The organism is Micromonospora sp. LZ37 (assembly GCF_059359015.1).
This window is the reverse complement of record NZ_JCADBL010000013.1, coordinates 12,687-29,566: the sequence shown is the minus strand read 5'-3', so window position 1 is coordinate 29,566 and position 16,880 is coordinate 12,687. Positions and strand designations below refer to the sequence as shown.

General features: G+C 73.9%; 11 protein-coding genes. 4 read left to right on the top strand and 7 right to left on the bottom strand.

Annotated elements, in window-relative coordinates:
* Positions 1-25 precede the first annotated feature (25 nt).
* On the top strand, positions 26-1,096 hold the full coding sequence (locus AC5L3Z_RS23960) for a PHP domain-containing protein (protein WP_494845188.1): 1,071 nt from the start codon (positions 26-28) through the stop codon (positions 1,094-1,096).
* Positions 1,097-1,113: 17 nt separating this feature from the next.
* Here AC5L3Z_RS23960 and AC5L3Z_RS23955 read toward each other — a convergent pair whose 3' ends face one another.
* Positions 1,114-2,097 (bottom strand): DMT family transporter, encoded by a 984-nt coding sequence (locus AC5L3Z_RS23955; RefSeq protein ID WP_494845186.1) that lies wholly within the window; start codon positions 2,095-2,097, stop codon positions 1,114-1,116.
* A gap of 116 nt (positions 2,098-2,213) precedes the next feature.
* Between AC5L3Z_RS23955 and AC5L3Z_RS23950 the strand changes: the two genes are divergently transcribed.
* Both AC5L3Z_RS23950 and AC5L3Z_RS23945 read left to right on the top strand, forming a co-directional pair.
* A complete protein-coding gene (locus AC5L3Z_RS23950; RefSeq protein WP_494845185.1) occupies positions 2,214-2,813 on the top strand; it encodes a Uma2 family endonuclease in 600 nt (199 codons plus the stop codon).
* Positions 2,814-2,865: 52 nt separating this feature from the next.
* Entirely contained in the window at positions 2,866-4,536 is a 1,671-nt protein-coding gene (locus AC5L3Z_RS23945; RefSeq protein ID WP_494845184.1) for a DUF885 domain-containing protein, read from the top strand.
* Between the two features lie 63 nt (positions 4,537-4,599).
* Here the strand turns inward: AC5L3Z_RS23945 and AC5L3Z_RS23940 are convergent, their stop codons facing one another.
* The 6 genes from AC5L3Z_RS23940 to AC5L3Z_RS23915 all read right to left on the bottom strand — a co-directional run bounded on the left by AC5L3Z_RS23940 (position 4,600) and on the right by AC5L3Z_RS23915 (position 15,425).
* Positions 4,600-6,180 (bottom strand): DUF6114 domain-containing protein, encoded by a 1,581-nt coding sequence (locus tag AC5L3Z_RS23940; protein WP_494845183.1) that lies wholly within the window; start codon positions 6,178-6,180, stop codon positions 4,600-4,602.
* Between the two features lie 81 nt (positions 6,181-6,261).
* Positions 6,262-6,858, bottom strand: coding sequence for a DUF6230 family protein (locus AC5L3Z_RS23935; RefSeq protein WP_334531596.1), 597 nt, complete (start codon positions 6,856-6,858; stop codon positions 6,262-6,264).
* Between the two features lie 388 nt (positions 6,859-7,246).
* The gene (gene pgfA / locus AC5L3Z_RS23930) at positions 7,247-8,482 is read right to left on the bottom strand and encodes a cell envelope lipid trafficking protein PgfA (RefSeq protein ID WP_494845181.1); all 1,236 of its coding nucleotides are present in this window, start codon (positions 8,480-8,482) and stop codon (positions 7,247-7,249) included.
* Between the two features lie 69 nt (positions 8,483-8,551).
* Positions 8,552-9,400: a class I SAM-dependent methyltransferase gene (locus tag AC5L3Z_RS23925; RefSeq protein WP_494845180.1), complete on the bottom strand. Its 849-nt coding sequence runs from the start codon at positions 9,398-9,400 to the stop codon at positions 8,552-8,554.
* A complete protein-coding gene (locus AC5L3Z_RS23920) occupies positions 9,397-13,767 on the bottom strand; it encodes an alpha-(1->3)-arabinofuranosyltransferase domain-containing protein (RefSeq protein ID WP_494845178.1) in 4,371 nt (1,456 codons plus the stop codon). The genes AC5L3Z_RS23925 and AC5L3Z_RS23920 overlap by 4 nt, the downstream gene beginning before the upstream one ends.
* Positions 13,764-15,425 (bottom strand): substrate-binding domain-containing protein, encoded by a 1,662-nt coding sequence (locus AC5L3Z_RS23915; protein ID WP_494845177.1) that lies wholly within the window; start codon positions 15,423-15,425, stop codon positions 13,764-13,766. Before AC5L3Z_RS23915 ends, AC5L3Z_RS23920 begins: the two co-directional genes overlap by 4 nt.
* A gap of 256 nt (positions 15,426-15,681) precedes the next feature.
* Here AC5L3Z_RS23915 and AC5L3Z_RS23910 point away from each other — a divergent pair, with 256 nt between their 5' ends.
* Positions 15,682-16,845 (top strand): glycosyltransferase family 4 protein, encoded by a 1,164-nt coding sequence (locus AC5L3Z_RS23910; protein WP_494845176.1) that lies wholly within the window; start codon positions 15,682-15,684, stop codon positions 16,843-16,845.
* Positions 16,846-16,880: the final 35 nt, after the last annotated feature.

Here is a 16,880-nt window from a genome sequence, read left to right as displayed (position 1 = left end):
GGCGCGGGCGCGTAGTTTGCAGGGCATGAGCGCCCGGGATGCCATCGCCGACCTGCGCCGGATCGCGTTCCTGCTGGAACGGGCGAACGAGGCCACCTACCGGGTCCGGGCGTTCCGGTCGGCGGCGAAGGCGCTCGGCGCGCTGCCGGCGAAGGAGCTGGCCGAGCGGGCCCGCACCGGCAAGCTCACCGAGCTGCCCGGGGTGGGCGACGTCACGGCCCGCTGCGTGGCCGAGTCGTTGGCCGGTGAGGAGCCGGTCTACCTGCGCCGGCTGGTCGCCACCGAGGGCAGCGACCTGGACGCCGAGGCGACCGCGCTGCGCACCGCGCTGCGCGGGGACTGCCACACCCACTCCGACTGGTCCGACGGCGGGTCGCCGATCGAGGAGATGGCGCTCGCCGCGGTCGAGCTGGGCCACGAGTACGTGGTGCTGACCGACCACTCACCCCGGCTCAAGGTGGCCCGCGGCCTGACCGCGGACCGGCTGCGCCGGCAGCTCGACCACGTGGCGGCGGTCAACGAGGCGCTGCCGGCGGGCTTCCGCATCCTCACCGGCATCGAGGTGGACATCCTCGCCGACGGCTCCCTGGACCAGGACGAGGAGCTGCTGGCCCGGCTCGACGTGGTGGTCGGCTCGGTGCACAGCGGGCTGAACGACGAGCGGGCGAAGATGACCCGCCGGATGCTCGCCGCGATCGCCAACCCGCACCTGGACATCCTCGGCCACTGCACCGGCCGGATGGTCTCCTCGCGCCCGGCCGGGGTGAAGGGGCCGGGCGACCGGGCGCACCGGGCACGTACCCGGGCGGAGAGCGACTTCGACGCGGACGCCGTCTTCGCCGCCTGCGCCGAGCACGACGTGGCCGTCGAGATCAACTCCCGCCCGGAGCGGCAGGACCCGCCGAAGCGGCTGATCCGCCGGGCCTTGGAGGCGGGCTGCCGGTTCGCGATCAGCACCGACGCGCACGCCCCCGGCCAGCTGGACTGGCAGCGGTTCGGTTGCGAGCGGGCCGCCCGCTGCGGCGTCCCCGCCGACCGGGTGGTCAACAGCTGGCCGGCGGACCGCCTGGTGGAGTGGACCCGGGCGCGGGGCTGACCCACGCCACCGCGGGCTCAGCCGCGGGACGCCGGCTCGACCGTCGGGACGGCGGGCGCGGCCACCCCGACCGCCGCGCGCGGCCGGCGACGGCCGACCAGGCCCTGCGCCACCGCGACCCCGAGCAGCACGATCAGCGCACCGACCGGCTGGTGCCAGTTCAGCCGCTCGCCGAGCACCACCGCGCCGATGAGCACCGCGAAGATCGGGATCAGGTAGGTCACCGTGGAGGCGGTGCTCGCCCCGGCCACCCGGATGTTGCGCATGTGGATCACGAAGGCCAGGCCGGTGCCGAGCGCGCCGAGCGCCAGCACACTGCCCACCACCTCGGCGGAGAGGCCGGTCGGGACCGGCGGGGCGCCGGCCGCCAGCGGCGCGACCACGGCGAGCTGGAGCGCGGCGACCAGCAGCTGCGCGGTGGAGAGCGAGAGACCGGAGTGCGCGCTGCCGGCGAGGAACTTCTTCTGGTACGGAATGGCCACGCCGTAGCAGGCCGCCGCGCCGAAGCACATCAGCTGGCCGGTGAAGTGCGCCCCGCCGACGCCCTCCCAGACGCCGAGCACCACCAGCACCCCGACGAAGCCCAGCCCGAGCCCGACCGCGCGGCGCGTGGTCAGCCGCTCGGTGCGGAAGACCAGCACCGCCAGCGGCAGCACGATCAACGGGGTGGTGGCGTTCCAGATCCCGGCGAGCATCGACTCGACCCGCTGTTCGCCGTAGCCGAACAGGGTGAACGGAATGGCCACGCCGAACGCGCCGACCACCAGGAGGTGGGCCCAGATCCGGGGCTCGCGGGGCAGCCGGTCGCGGAGCAGGGCGAGCACCACCAGCAGGGTCAGCGCGCCGGTGGCCACCCGGTAGAGGGTGAGGTGCAGCGGGTGCAGCTCCTCGACCCCGACCTTGATGAACAGGAAGCTCGAACCCCAGATGGCGGCGAGCGCGAGGAAACCCGGCAGCCAGCTGCGCAGCGCCGTACGGTCAGGAGCGATGTGGGCCGTCACCCCTTGCACTCTGCCGCAGGGGTACGACGAAGTCCCGCGATATTCGGACGCGGTGTCCACCGCCACAGGAACCACTTACATTGGTGGGGCGTTGACCAGCCGAGGAGGTGCGCCCGATGGCGATGCCGATGCGTTTCGACCCGCTCGTCGACCTCGACGGAATGTGGACGACCCAGCTCGCCGAGCGTTACCTCCCGCTGCCGGAGCTGCCCGATGCGCGCTACGAGTGCATCGACGGAAGGTTGGTCATGACCCCCGCCGAGGTCGGTACGAACAGTTACGGGCAAATCGAGCTGGCTCACCTCCTGAAGCCGGCCGCGAAAGCCGCCGGCTTCTACGTCTTCGGACAGGTGAACCTGACCTTCGCGCCGCAGCGCTGGATTCAGCCGGACGTCACCGTGCTGCACGCCCTGCCCAAGACCGACGAGGAGGACCGGTGGATCCCCGCCGGCCTCTGCACCATGGCCGTTGAGTTCGTCTCTCCCGGCAGCCGGCGGCAGGACTTCGTCGACAAGCCCCGCCGCTGCGCGGAGGGTCGGGTGCCGTACTTCATGCGGGTCGAGATCTCCCGCCGCCTGCGGCACGTGGCGGTGGAGCTGTTCACCCTCGGGAGGCTGGGGGGCTACGACACCGTCGCGGAGGCGGTCAGCGGGCGACGACTCCGCGCCGACGCGCCCTTCCCGATCGACTTCGACCCGGCCGGACTGCTCCCCTGAACACGGCAAACACGGTCGACATCCGCACCGGTCGGTCACGTAGGGTCGCAGCGTGGGACGAATCGATGACCTCGCGAACCGCTACGTGGCCGACTGGGCCCCGCTGAGCCCGACCGGCGCCACCTACGTCGGCATCGCCGGCTACGACGACCAGCTCGACGATCTCTCGCCCGCCGGCTACGCGGCCCGGGCCGACCTGACCCGGCGCACCCTCGCCGACCTCGACGTCACCGAGCCGGAGTCCGAGGCGGAACGGACCGCCAAGGAGGCCATGCAGGAGCGCCTCGGCCTGGACCTCGCCCGGTACGACGCCGGCGAGGTGACCAGCGAGGTCAACGTGATCTCCAGCGGCCTGCACGAGATCCGCATGGTCTTCGACCTGATGCCGACCGAGGGTGAGGCGGAGCGGGCCAACATCGCCGCCCGGCTCAACCGGTTCGCCTCGACGCTGGAGGGCTACAAGACCACGCTGCGCGAGGCGGCCGCCGCCGGCCAGGTCAGCTCCAAGGTGCAGCTGGTCGAGGTGGCCAAGCAGTGCGACATCTGGACGGACCCGGACGGCGACAACTTCTTCCACGGCCTGGTGGAGCGGCTGGGCGCCGACGGCACGCTCGGCGCCGAGCTGCGCCGGGGGGCGGCCGCCGCCACCGCGGCGACCGCCGAGTTCGGTCGGTTCCTCCGCGACGAGCTGGCCCCGCACGGCCGGGACAAGCAGGCCGCCGGCCGGGAACGGTACGAGCTGGCCTCGCAGTACTTCCTCGGCGCGAAGGTCGACCTCGACGAGACGTACGCGTGGGGTTTCGCGGAGCTGGCCCGCCTGGAGGCCGAGATGCGGACCGTTGCTGGGCGCATCGCGGGTCCGGGTGCCACTGTCGGTGATGCCGTCAGCGCCCTGGACGCCGACCCGGCCCGGACGATCCAGGGCAAGGAGGCGTTCCGGGACTGGATGCAGGCGCTGGCGGACAAGGCGATCAGCGAACTGCACGGCACCCACTTCGACATCCCGGAGCAGGTCCGGCAGATCGAGTGCTGCCTCGCCCCGACCAGCGACGGCGCCATCTACTACACCGGCCCGAGCGAGGACTTCTCCCGTCCGGGCCGGATGTGGTGGGCGGTGCCGCAGGGCATCACCGACTTCTCCACCTGGCGTGAGGTGACCACGGTCTACCACGAGGGCGTGCCGGGCCACCACCTCCAGGTCGCGCAGACCGCGGTCCGGGCCGAGCTGCTCAACCGCTGGCAGCGGCTGCTCTGCTGGGTCTCCGGGCACGGCGAGGGCTGGGCCCTCTACTCGGAGCGGCTGATGGACGAGCTGGGTTACCTGGAGGACCCGGGTGACAAGCTCGGCATGCTCGACGGGCAGGCGTTCCGGGCGGCCCGGGTGATCGTGGACATCGGCATGCACCTGGAGCTGGAGATCCCGAAGGACAACCCGTTCGGCTTCCACCCGGGCGAGCGCTGGACCCCGGAGCTGGGTTGGGAGTTCATGCGGGCGCACTGCCGGGTGCCGGACGAGAACCTGCGCTTCGAGCTGAACCGTTACCTCGGCTGGCCGGGTCAGGCCCCGTCGTACAAGGTGGGCGAGCGGATCTGGCTCCAGGCCCGGGAGGACGCGCAGGCCCGCAAGGGCGCCGACTTCGACCTCAAGGAGTTCCACCGCCAGGCACTCGACCTCGGCTCGCTCGGCCTCGACCCGCTGCGCAAGGCGCTGACCCGGCTCTGAGCCGTCGGACCGGGGGCGGGCGGGACGGCCCGCCCCCGGTCACCGGTGGTGGTGGGACGGAGGTCAGGGAACGCTGAGCTCCAGCGAGGGCCGGGCGGTCAGCGTGTCGGACTCCACGAAGGCCAGGTCGATCACCGGGCTGGTGAAGGTGATCGGGATCGGCGAGGTGATCGGGATGCCGTCGGGGAACGGCAGGTCCGGGGTCAGGGTGATCTTGATGCCGAGCAGCCGGCCGACGAAGCGGGTGGCGTAGAACGACACGTCGCCCTGCACGGTCAGCCGGTCCGTGACGTACTGCTGGGCGCGGTCCGCCGGCCCGTCCGCCACCAGCTTGAAGTCGTCGGTGACCGCCTTGCGCATGCTGAACTTCAGCGCCTTGAGCGTCCCGTTCGCGGTCGGCAGGTCGACGATCCCCTCGAACCGCAGACCCGTCATGGTGACCTTGGAACCGGTCAGCTTGGACGGCTGCTGCGCCACCCTCGGCTGCCCCGGCTCGGCGGCGATCCTCGGCATCAGCTCGCCCGCCTGGACGGTCCCGGGTCGGGTCGGCTTCGGCTTCGGGCAGGTGCCGGCGCGACGCGTCGGCGTGCCGGTCGGCGTCGGCGTGCCGGTGGCGGTCGGGGTCGCGGCCGGCGTCGCGCTCGGCGTCGGGCTCGCCGACGGCGTCGCGGCGGGCTCGTTCCCCCCACCGGTCAGCAGGTCGCCGATGCCCCGGAGGAGATCGGTGATCAGGTTGCCGTCCGAGGTGGACTCCGGGAACGGGCTCGGACTGGCCGTCGGCGTCGAGGTGCCCCGCCCCGCCGGGGCCGGCGGCGCGGGCGCCCTGTCGGTCGAGGTGGGCGCCTTGGCGGTCGGGGCGGGCGCCTCGGCGGTCGGCGTCGGGCAGGCGGTCGAGGCCGGACCGGCCGGCGTCGCCGGCGCGGCCAGCACGGGCGGCGGCTGGGTGACCGCCAGCCCACCGGCGGAGAGACCGAGCACGACCAGCACCAGGGCGAAGTACCGGGGATCCCGCGAGCCGCCCGGCGACCCGGTCGGGCCGGGGCCGGCGTGGGCGTCGCCGTCCGGGGGGTGGCCGGGCCCGCCGTGCTCCTGCGGCGCGTACCCGGGGGACGGGACCGGCCCCCGCTGCCGGGGGATGCCCCGCTCGTCGACCGGCAGCAGTTCGTCCTCCAACGTCGGGTCGTCCGGCCCGACGAGGGCCGGTGCGGGCGCCGCCGCGACCGGGTCGGAGGCCGGGTCGGCGGGGGTGGGCCGGGCGACGGGCGTCCAGGCGAAACCGAGGGCGGCGCCGAGGATGCCGAGCAGCAGGCCGACGAAGAAGCCGCCGAGGTTGAGCCCGATCAGCGAATAGACCGCGGTGACCGCGGCGACGATCGAGTAGAACGGCCGCTGGGCCGGGCTGAACCAGAGCAGCAGTCCGCAGGTCACCAGGATGATCGGGATCAGCAGGGAGTAGAGCCCGGTGGATCCGCTGGTGAAAGTCAGGCCGTTGAGCGTCATCCGGGTGGAGGCGAACATCTCCACGCCGGCCAGCGCGGTGAACAGGCCGCCCCAGAACGGCCGGCTGAGCCGCCAGCGGCGGAAGGCCCGCCACAACTCGCCGGGGCCGCCGGGGCGGGCGTGTTGCGGATCAGGGGTTGTCACGTACTCCTCCTGAGCGGAGCTGAGGGATGAGGGACGGAGCCCGGGCCCGCGGCGGGTGGGCGCCGCGGGCCTCGGCTCAGCTCAGAAGCACTCCTTCGCGTCCGCCCCGATGTTGACCTTTAGGCGCAGGCCGACCAGGGTGAACGTGGAGGCGGTGGTGTAGCGGGACACCTGCTGGAGGTCGCGGATGGTGACCCGGTCCGCATTCTGGCCGAAGGAGCCGGCCTCCGCCGTCGCGTTCAGCTCGGAGGCGTCCCGGCCGATCTTGATGTTGGTGAAGGTCGCGTTGCCCTCCAGGCTGTCCATGGCGATGAGGAGGTCCTTGGCCCTCGCCGGCTCCTTGCCCTCACCGGCGTGGATGGTGAGCACCACCGGGATGCCCTTGGCGCGCACCGACTGGCAGAGCTTGTAGAGCTCGGCGCTCTCGATCTCGGCGAGGGCGATCGGGTGGACGGTGCCGCCCTTCTCCCGCACCTTGCCGCCGTACTGCTTGAAGCCGTCACCCTCCAGGCGCTCGGCCGCGATCTTGAAGGTCTGGCCGGAGACGGTGATGTCGGACGCGATCGCGCCGTTCTGCATGCCGAACAGGATGGCGCCGACGGCTGCGGTCGCCGGCACCATCATCGCGGCGAAACGCCGCCACCGGGTACGCCCCGGTCTGTAGATCCGATCCTGCACGGATTCCTCCTCGGTGGGGGCGGTGCTCTTCGGGGTGGGCCGGTCGGCTGGTGCGCGCCCCGTGCCGGACGGTGACACCTGTTACCGGCGGGTAACGAACGTGCGCCTGATGGTGCACCCAGTGAGGCGTGGGTCACAAGAGCCCACTTACGGTTCCGTAGGTTACCGACGGCACGGACAGCCCCCGATCTCACGCTCCGTGCAACAAGCCGCCGCACGAGCCCTGGGATCAACCCTTCAAATAGGGCAATCCACTCGGCGCTCGGTCACGTTCGGTACGCATACCATCGACGCATTACGATTCAGTAACAAGCGCTCAGGGTGATCGCGGAAACGCGAAGGGCGGGTCGGCACAAGCCGACCCGCCCTTCCTTGACCCTGCCTCAGGTCAGCGCTTCTCCGCCTCGTCGTCCGCCACCCGCTGGGTGGGCACGGTCGGCTCGTCGCCGGCCGTCCGCTGGGTGGGGACGGTCGGCTCGTCGTCCGACTTCCAGTTCGTCGAGGCCGGCGGGATCTCGTCGCTCAACGGACCACCCGCACGGTCGACCGCGGGCTGCTCAGCGGTCGGCCGCTCCTCCTCCACGACCGGCTCCTCGTGCCGGGTGGGCGCGTCGACCGCGGCCGGGGCCGGCGCGGCGGCCGCCCGGTGCCGCGCCTCGCCGGCGACGGCGGGGGCACCCCGACGGGCCACCAGCAGGCCGACGGCCAGCAGCAGCAGACCCAGCACGGCCAGGCCCACCGGCACGTAGACGCTGAGCAGCTGGAGCTTGCCCCGGCTGTCCTTCGCCCGGTCCACCGACGCGTTGATGGTCGCCTCGTTGTAGGCGAAGTCCGCGTCCAGCAGCGTGACCGGTGCGCCGACGTTCGGCGTGAGGACCTTCTTCTGCACCTCGCGGACCTTCAGGAACGACCCGGTCACCGGGTCCACCCAGACGGTGCGCTGGTTGCTGTAGACGACGGTGCCCTGCGTCGCCCCCGGCTGCGCCAGAGCGCCGACCAGCAGCCCGACCCGTTCCGCGGCGAGGTTCAGCGTCTCGTCCGTGATCACCTGCTCGAAGCGGTACGCCTCGACGCCCTTGATGTTCTCCGTACCGGCGAACTTGGCCGGCCGGACCTGCCGCAGGTCGCGGTCGAAGATCTCGTAGTCCCGCTTCTCGGTGTTGAACGGGAACTTGTACATCTGGCCCTTGAAGGCGACCGGGTCCTGCTCGCCGGCGTCGTCCAGCCAGGCCTGCTTCCACTCCACCGCAGCGCCGGAGACCCGGTCCAGGGCGAGCTTGGCGCCGTACGCGCTGACCAGCTCCTTGTTGTCGGTCCGGTCCACGGTCTGGCCGACCTGCCAGACCACGGCCTTGCCGTCGAGGTCACCGTCGAGCTTCGCGGTGTCCTTCTTCGACGGGGTGACCAGCACGGTCGAACGGAGGTCGCCGTCGTTGACCTTGATGGACCCGTTGTTGATCTGGAGGAACTTCGCGTTGCTGGCTTCCGCCACCGACGTCGAAGGTTCCAGGTCGTACGGGAGTTTGGTCAACGCGGGGGCGACGACGAACACCAGCCCGGCGGCCAGCGCCAGGAGCAGTACGCCAATCCCGAACAGCACGGCACCAACGGCGCGGTGCTTCATGTTTCCTCCCTGGAGGAGCTCAATTTCGTCGTTGTCGATCGGTGAGATGGCCGCGAGGTTACTACCTGGTCACATGGCGACGCGACCCCCGGTCAGCTCTTGTTTTTCCGCCGCAGCCGGTTCTTCCCCCGTACCGACGGCTGCCGGCGGGGCGCCTTCCGGCTGCCCGCCGGCCCGCCGCAGCACCAGCACGAAGTTCCACGAGGCGACCTCCCGGACCCCCGGCACCCGCACCACCCACCGCGCCCACCAGGGGTGGTAGCGGGGCAGCGCCTCGATCACCTCGACCTGCCGGTTGCCCCGGGCCCAGCGCAGCGCGTCGGCGACGGAGACCGGGAAGAGCGTCTCCCGGTAACGGTTCTTCGGCGGGTGGCCCATCCGGCGCTCGTACCGCCGACGGGCCCGCTCGCCGCCCAGCCAGTGCCAGGGTGCCGTCTCGTGCCCACCCCAGGGCGAGAGCCACGGGGTGAACGAGACGAACAGGACGCCCCCGGGTGCGGTCACCCGGGCCATCTCGTCCAGCATCCGGTGCGGCTCCGAGACGTGTTCGAGGACGTTCGACGAGAAGCAGACGTCCACGCTGCCGGTGCGCACGGGCAGCGCCGTACCGCTGCCCCGGAGCATCCCCTCGGCCGAGTCCGCCGCGGAGAAGTCCCCGACGTCCGGGTCCAGCCCGACGTAGTACGCGCCGGCCGCGCGGAAGGCCGCCGCGAAGTAGCCGGGACCGCCGCCCACGTCCAGCACGGTCCGGTCGGTCAGCCCGGTGTAGCCGCGGACCTGGCGTACCGAGTCGTCGGCCAGCAGGCCGTAGAACCGGTCGGGGTCGGTCTGCTCCACCAGGAACGCCTTGAACAGGGCCACCGAGCGACCCAGGGTGGCGAACCGGCGGCGGGCCGCCCGCCCCTGCTCTGCGGTCATCGCACTTCCGTCCCGTCCTCGTCCTCACCGGTGCCCGGCCGGGCGCCGGCCACCGGGCTCGTCACGCTCTCGGACGGACCATCGTCCACCCGCGACGGATCCGGCTCCGCAGGGGGTGGGTCGATGTCCACCGCGGATGGGTCGATGTCCACCGCGGATGGGTCTGCCGCGTCGACGGGGGTGCCGGGGACGGGCACCACCGCCGCGACCACCGCGCCGATCGCCACCAGCATCCCGGCCTGCACCCAGGTCCCGTACGCCCACTCCTGGCCGAGACCGCGCAGCCGGCCCGCGACCGCGGTGACCGTGGCCACCGCCAACCCGCCGAAGACCACCACCGGCAGCGCCCGGCGGGCGAACTGGCGCAGCAGCATCGCGGCGATCACGATCGCCACCGGCAGCACCCCGCCCAGCGCGGCGAGCAGCACCACCAGCAGGGTGCCGATCAGCCAGGGCGGCCCCTCGGCCGGGATCGCCGCCCCGTCCTCCGGCCGGCGGCGCAGCGGCCAGGCGGCGAGCACCAGCACGCCGAGCGCCGTCGCCGCGCCGACGGCCAGGCCGCCCCGGTAGGCGCGGTCCGGGCCGAACTCCAGCCGGACCTCACCGCCCGCGCCCGCAGGCAGCACCCACGCCTGCTGCCAGCCGTCGACCCGGGTCGCCGGCAACGCCCGTCCGTCCAGCGTCGCCGTCCACCCGGCGTTCGCGTTCTCGGGTACGACCAGCAGCGCGCGCTCGCCCGCGCCGACCCGTACCCGGCGCTGCGTCGGCGCCCAGTCCCGCACCGTCACCTCCCGGTGCCGGGGCGCGGCAGTCGTCGCGCCGGTGGGCCGCAGGGTGGCGTCCTGCACCACGAACCCGGCCGAGGGCGAGGTCGCCAGGCGGTGACCGCCGGCGGGCAGGTCCACCACCGCGCCGGTGTCGCCGCAGAGGGTGACCGGCATCGGCCGGCCGGCGACCGCGTCGGCGACGGTGCCGGTGACCGCCGTGTCGTACCGGAAGCCGTCCAGCTCGACCGTGGGACCGGCGCCGCAGGGCGCGGTGAGCGGGGCGTCCGGCCGCAGCGGCCGGATCAGGCCGGCCAGGCCGGGGATCTCCACCTCGGCGATGCCGACGGTCGCCGTCCAGCCGTTGCCGCGCCGGTCGGCGATCCGGTCGGCCGTCCCACGCACCACGATCTCCACCCGGTTGGTGCGCACCGCGGCGATGCGGACCAGCCCGTCCGGGTCGACCGACGCCACCTGGGTCCGGCCGCCCGCGCGCACCTCGACCTGGGTGGGCAGCGAGCCGATCGGCAGCTCCGCCGGGCGCAGCCGCAGCCGGTCGATCCGGCGCTGCCCCGACCAGCTCAGGGTGAGCGTGGGACGCAGGTCGCCGACCTCGGCGAGCCAGGCCGTTCCCGGGTCGCCGTCGACCGCCGCCCATCCGGCCACCGCGGCGGCCCCCGCCAGGTACGACGAGGCGGCGGCGGTCACCCGCGTCCCCGCCGGTCGCAGCGCGCCACCCGGTCGGGCCACCGCCGTGAGCGCCAACTGGTACGTCCCCGGACTCGTGCTGCGGAACAGCCGGTCCACGCCGAGCGGTTCCTCGCCGACCCGGGCCAGGAAGCGGTCGCACCGGACGACCGTGCCGGCCGCCCGGATGCCGTTGCGCCCGCCCGCGTCGGAGCCGACCGGGACGGAGTGGGACGAGGAGGTGGGTGCGGGGGCGGGGAAGCACGCGGGCCGGCTGGCCGACCCCCGGCTGAACGACCAGGAGACCGGGCCGGTGACCGCCGTGGGCAGGTCGGTCGGCACCCGCAGCGCCCGACGGGGCGTGATCTCCGGGAGGGACAGTTCGCGGACGCCCACCCCACCGTCGAGCCGGCCCCCGGCCACCGCCAGCACGGTGATCCGCACCTTGCTGGTGGCACCGGGCAGCGTGTAGTACGTCTGCGCACCCAGGCCGGGGGCGACGTCGTGGTCGACCGCGCCCCGGTCGGTGCTGATCCGGAACCGGGTCACCGGCCAGCCGACCCCGAGGTCGTCGACGAAGGAGAGCGAGACCCGCTGGACCTCGCGCGGGGTGTCCAGGTCGAGCTGGATCCACTGCCCGACCGGCCCGGCCAGCGGCGCCGAACGCCAGGAGGTGCCGGCGTCCCCGTCGACCGCCGCGAACGGCAGGTGGGACGGGTCGGCGGGGGCCAGGTTGTCGACGAAGCTGGCCGCCGTGGAGGCGGTGACCTCGCGGATCCCCTGGTACGTGGCGAGGGTGTGGTGCCGGCGGCCGGAGAACGGCAGCAGGTCCAGCGCGACCCGCCCCTGCCGGCTCGCCTCGGCCGCGGTCAGCGTCTGGCTGAGGTTGTCGCGTACCCGGCCGATGTCCCGTTCCCGGCGGCGCAGCCCGTCGGTGACGATCCACCGGTCCCCGGTGGCCTCGACCGTCGCGTCGTCGGGCCGGTCGCCGGCGAGCACCACCGGGCGGTCCCGCTCGACCAGGCCCTGCTCCAGCAGCGGCAGCAGCGACTCCGGGCCGCCGCTGACCGTGGGCACGTCGGCGGTGAGCACCGCCGAGGCGAGCGGCACCGCGCCGTCCACCTCGTAGATCTCGACGGCCGGCAGCGGACCGGCGTCGTCGTCGACCGGGCTGCCCGGCGCCCGCTCCACCGCGTCGGTGGTGCCGAAGGTGGCCACCCGGACGATCCCCGGCGAGCCGGCCAGCGCCCGGCGCAGCACCGCCACCGGCGGGGCGTCCACCTGGGTCCGGTCGAGGTCGTTGCGCAGCAGCAGGTGGCGGAAGCCGGAGCGGGCCAGGAAGTCGGCCAGCCCGGCGGAGCCACGCCCGTTGGCGAGGACGGTCTCGACGGTGTCCATCATCCGGGTGTTGCCGGCGGAGCCGAGCGGGATCTGGTGGCGTACCGCCCAGGGCGCCCCGGCCAGCGACTGCAACGGCTCGTCGACGGTGCGTCCCCAGTCGTACTGGCCGAAGCCGGAGCCCGGCACCACCAGGGTCCGGGCCAGGGCGTCCCGGTCGGCCAGGTAGGTGGCCGCGGCCCGCCAGTGCGGCGCCAGGTCCGACCAGCCGGGGCCGGGCCGCAGCAGACCCGTCCAGGCCGGCGCGGCGGCCCCGACGACCAGCAGGAACACCGGCACGAACACCACCGGCCGCAGCCGCAGCCCGGGCCGGCGCCGGCGGGTGGCGGTGTGCAGCCGGGTGACCCAGGCGTCCACCCCGTGCGCGAAGCCGAGCATCAGCGGCAGTCGCAGCACCGGCTCCAGCTTGTGCACGTTGCGGAACGGGGCCAGCGGGCCGTCGAGCAGGTCCCGGACCAGCCCGGACAGCGGGCTGTCCAGGCTGCCGACGTAGCCCATGGTGAGCAGGGTCAGCCCGGCCAGGAAACCGAGCACCAGGAAGCGCCGCTCCGGCAGCAGGTTGCCGGCCAGGCCGGCCAGGCCGACCAGCGCCACCACCGCGGTCAGCGCCATCAGCACCGGGTGGTCGATCAGCAGCCACCCCGCCGGCCACCACGGGTCGCCCTGGACGATGTACGCCACCCACTGGTTGGTGCCGCGGACCGCCTGGAAGAGGGAGGCGACCGCGGTGGTCGTGGTGGACGACTCGATGTAGTCGAGGAACGGCAGGCTGTACTGGCCGAGCAGCAGCAACGGGACGATCCACCACAGGCATACCGCGACCACGCAGAGGCACCACCAGGCGACCAGCCGCCGGTGCTGGCGGTCCCAGCGGCGGGAGAGCAGCCACACCCCGGGCAGCACCAGCGCGAGCAGCACCACGGCCGCGTTGATCCCGCCCATCCCGAGCACGGCCAGCGCGGAGAGCGCGGCGGCCCGGCGCGGGGAGCCGATCCGGTTCACCCGGACCAGCGGCAGCAGCACCCAGGGCAGCATCGCGGCGGAGAGGATCTCCGAGGAGAGCGCGCCGATCTCGGTGAGCATCCGGGGCGCCAGCGCGTAGCCGAGCGCGGCGGCGTACCGGGTGGGCTCGGTGCCGATCCGCATGGTGCGGGCCAGCAGCAGCAGGCCGTAGAAGGCGGCGCAGAACAGCAGCGCGCACCAGAGCCGCTGGGTGATCCACGGCGGCACGCCGAGCAGTTGCCCGGCGGCGAAGAACGGCCCCATCGGGAAGAGGTAGCCGTACGCCTGGTTCTGCAGCTCGCCGGAGGTGGCCTCCGGGTTCCACAGATGCAGCGCCCGGGCCAGGAAGTGCACCGGGTTCGCGGCCAGGTCGAGCTTGGTGTCGAAGGTGACCTGGCCGGGGCGCTGCGCGAACGCGACGGCGGTGAGCAGCAGCAGGCAGAGCGCGGTCGCGGGGGCCTCCCGGACCGGCCGGGCCAACCGGTTCGCCAACCGCCCCGGCAGCGTCGTGGTCACCGCCGGCACTCCGGCGGCAGGCAGCTCAGGTCGGCCAGCGCGGAGAAGAAGATCTGCCGCATCCCCTTCGGCTGGGCGGTGCGGAACACCTGACCGCCGGTGACCTCGGCGATCGCGTTCAGCTCGTCCGGGTCGACGTCCCGGCCGAGTCCGATGAAGACGATCGGCAGCGGCCGGCGCGGGTCCTGGAGGGCCTTCAGCTCGGTGAGGAACCTGCTTCGACCGATGCTGTCGGTGTCCTCGTTGCGACCGTCGGTCATCACCAGCACCAGGTTGATCCGTCCGGGGGTCCAGTGCCGCCGGGCGTCCCGGTACGCGGCGAGCGTGGTGTCGTAGAGCCCGGTGCCGCCCTTCGGCTTCACCTTGACCTCAGCGAGGCGCTGGGCCACCGCGGCCCGCTGGGCGCGCAACGGCCGGACGGGGAGGATCTCCCGGTAGTCCCGGTCGCCGTCCACCTTCGTGGCGAAGACCCAGATGCCCAGCTCGCTGTTGTCCAGCAGCAGCCCGGCGCCCTCCCGGGCGGCGGCGAGGGTGGCGTCGAGCCGGGTGCCGCCACCGGGCACCCGGGCGGCCATCGACCCGGAGATGTCCAGCACGGTGAGGATCCGGGCGCTGCGCTGCACACCGCTCCACCCGGTCAGCGCCTCGGTGACGGTCTCCTCGCCGGGCAGCGGCACCGGGTCGCGTACGTCCGGGCTGAGCCGGCGGTCCCGCGGCACCGCGGGCGGGTAGCCGGCCGCGGTGCGGAAGCCGTACCCGGTCAGCACCTCCCGGGAGGCGCTGGCGAGCAGGTCGGTGAGGAAGCCGGCCGCCGCGTCGCGGACCGCGTCTCGGGCGGCCGGCAGCACCACGTACGGCAGGTCGAGGGAGGGGACGGCGACCTCCGGGTACGCGGCGACGAGCTTGTCCGCGCCGGCCAGCGCGTTGTGCCCGAGCACCGCCTGCTCGGTGGTGGCCACCGCCTCCGCCTTGCCGGGGAGCCCGCCGGACGGGGGCAGCGCGGCGGCCGTACCGCCGGGGCTGAAGGTCCGGCCGGCCAGCCGGCGCAGCGTCCCCGCCACCGCGCCGCCCGGGTCGCGTTCCCCGGCGGCCAGCGCGCGGACGCCGAGCAGCGCGCCCACCCCGGCGGGGTCGACGGCTGGGTCGGGCAGCCCCACCTTGACCTTGGTGGCCTTCGGCCCGATCAGCGATCTCCAGGTCGGTGGCCGGCGCGGCCAGCCGGACTTGCGGGCCACCGGCTCGGTCACCGCCAGCACGACCGGGGTGCTGGCGACCGAGGTGCCCTGCCCGGGCACCTCGAAGGCGCCGGCCGCGCGGGCCCGGCGGAGCCAGAACGTGGACTCCGGCAGCCAGGCGTCCGCCGCGTCGACGCCGTTGGCCAGCTCGGCGGCGACCGCCTCGGACTCCCGCGACTCGACCGCGATGGAGACGCAGGGCTGCCGGCCGACGGCGGCGCGGGCGATCCGGTCCACCGCCGGGGCGACCACCGGGGCGGCGGCCACCCGCAGGCGTACCTGCCCGGTGCAGCTCGGCGCGGTGCGCTCGTCGCGCAGCCAGCTGTACCCGCCCCAGCCGACCAGCAGCAGCACCAGGGCGGCGCTGAGCAGCACCACCGGCGATCGTCGGGTGAGGGACCGCACCGACACGTCGCGCACCACGGCCGCCTCCCCTCTCGTCGTCCGCCCGTCGGCATCGACCTGCCGCAGGTCACGGGTGTCGCGGGCGGTCCGGCCGGTGTGTCCACCGGCCCCGCATCGTTCCGCGCTGACACACCCTGCCAAGCTTTCGGGTCCCCGGCAAACCCCCGTCGGAGGAGCTTTATCCGATCGTCGCTGCCGAGACGACCCATTGCGTACGCGGGCCGGACCGCCCTAGGGTGGCGCGATCGTGCCGTTACCGACCGGTAGGAGCAGCGTGGACGACTCCAGCAGCACCACCGCTCGCCACGTGCTGTTCCTCAACTGGCGGGACACCGCGAACCCCGAGGGTGGCGGCTCGGAGGTGTACATCGAGCGGATCGCCGCCGAACTGGTCGCGGCCGGTCACCGGGTGACGCTGCTCTGCGCCGCCCACGCCGACGGCCCGCCCGAGGAGACCAACCCCGACGGCGTGCGGGTGCTGCGCCGCGGCTCCCGGCACACCGTGTACGCCCGCACGGCGCTGACCTACCTGGCCGGCCGGTTGGGGCTGGGCCCGCTGGGCCGGCGTGGGCTGGGCCTGCCGGACCTGGTGGTGGACGTCTGCAACGGGGTGCCCTTCTTCTCCCCGCTCTACGCCGGCCGGCCGGTGCTCGCCCTGGTGCACCACGTGCACCGGGAGCAGTGGCCGGTGGTCTTCGGCCCGGTGATGTGCCGGTTGGGCTGGTGGATCGAGTCGTGGCTGGCGGTGCGCCTCTACCGCCGTTGCCGCTACGTCACGGTCTCCGAGGCGAGCCGCGCGGAGCTGGCCCAGCTGGGGGTGGACGCCACCCGGATCGAGGTGGTGCCGAACGGCACCCCGCCGGTGACCGGCCCGGCGTTGCCCCGCACCGACCACCCGTCGTTGCTGGTGCTGGGCCGGCTGGTCCCGCACAAGCGGGTGGAGATCGCGCTGCGTACGGTCGCCGAGCTGTCCGCGGAGCTGCCCGACCTGGAGCTGGTGGTGGCCGGTCAGGGCTGGTGGGAGGCGCCGTTGCGGGAGCTCAGCGACGCCCTGGGCGTCTCCGACCGGGTGCGCTTCACCGGTTTCATCAGCGAGGAGGAGAAGCACGAGGTGCTCTCCTCCTGCTGGCTGGCCCTCACCCCGTCGCTGAAGGAGGGCTGGGGCCTGACCATCGTGGAGGCCGCCGCCCGGAGCACCCCGACGATCGCGTTCCGCTACGCCGGGGGCGTCGCCGAGGCGATGGTCGACACCGAGACCGGCCTGCTCGTCGACGACGAGGCGGAGTTCACCACCCGGGTGCGGGAACTGCTCGCCGACGACGTGCGCCGCAAGGCGATGGGCGAGGCGGCGCTGGCGCACGCGGCCCGTTTCACCTGGACGGCGACCGGGGCGCGCTTCGCCGAGCTGGTCGGCCGGCTGACCGCCGCCCGCCGGTAGGCCCGCCACCGGTCGGGGGCGCGACGCCCGACGGT

Coding starts and splice junctions, on each gene's coding strand:
- AC5L3Z_RS23960 (WP_494845188.1), top strand. CDS start 26: ATGAGCGCCCGGGATGCCATCGCCGACCTGCGCCGGATCGCGTTCCTG.
- pgfA (WP_494845181.1), bottom strand. CDS start 8,482: ATGAAGCACCGCGCCGTTGGTGCCGTGCTGTTCGGGATTGGCGTACTG.
- AC5L3Z_RS23925 (WP_494845180.1), bottom strand. CDS start 9,400: ATGACCGCAGAGCAGGGGCGGGCGGCCCGCCGCCGGTTCGCCACCCTG.
- AC5L3Z_RS23950 (WP_494845185.1), top strand. CDS start 2,214: ATGGCGATGCCGATGCGTTTCGACCCGCTCGTCGACCTCGACGGAATG.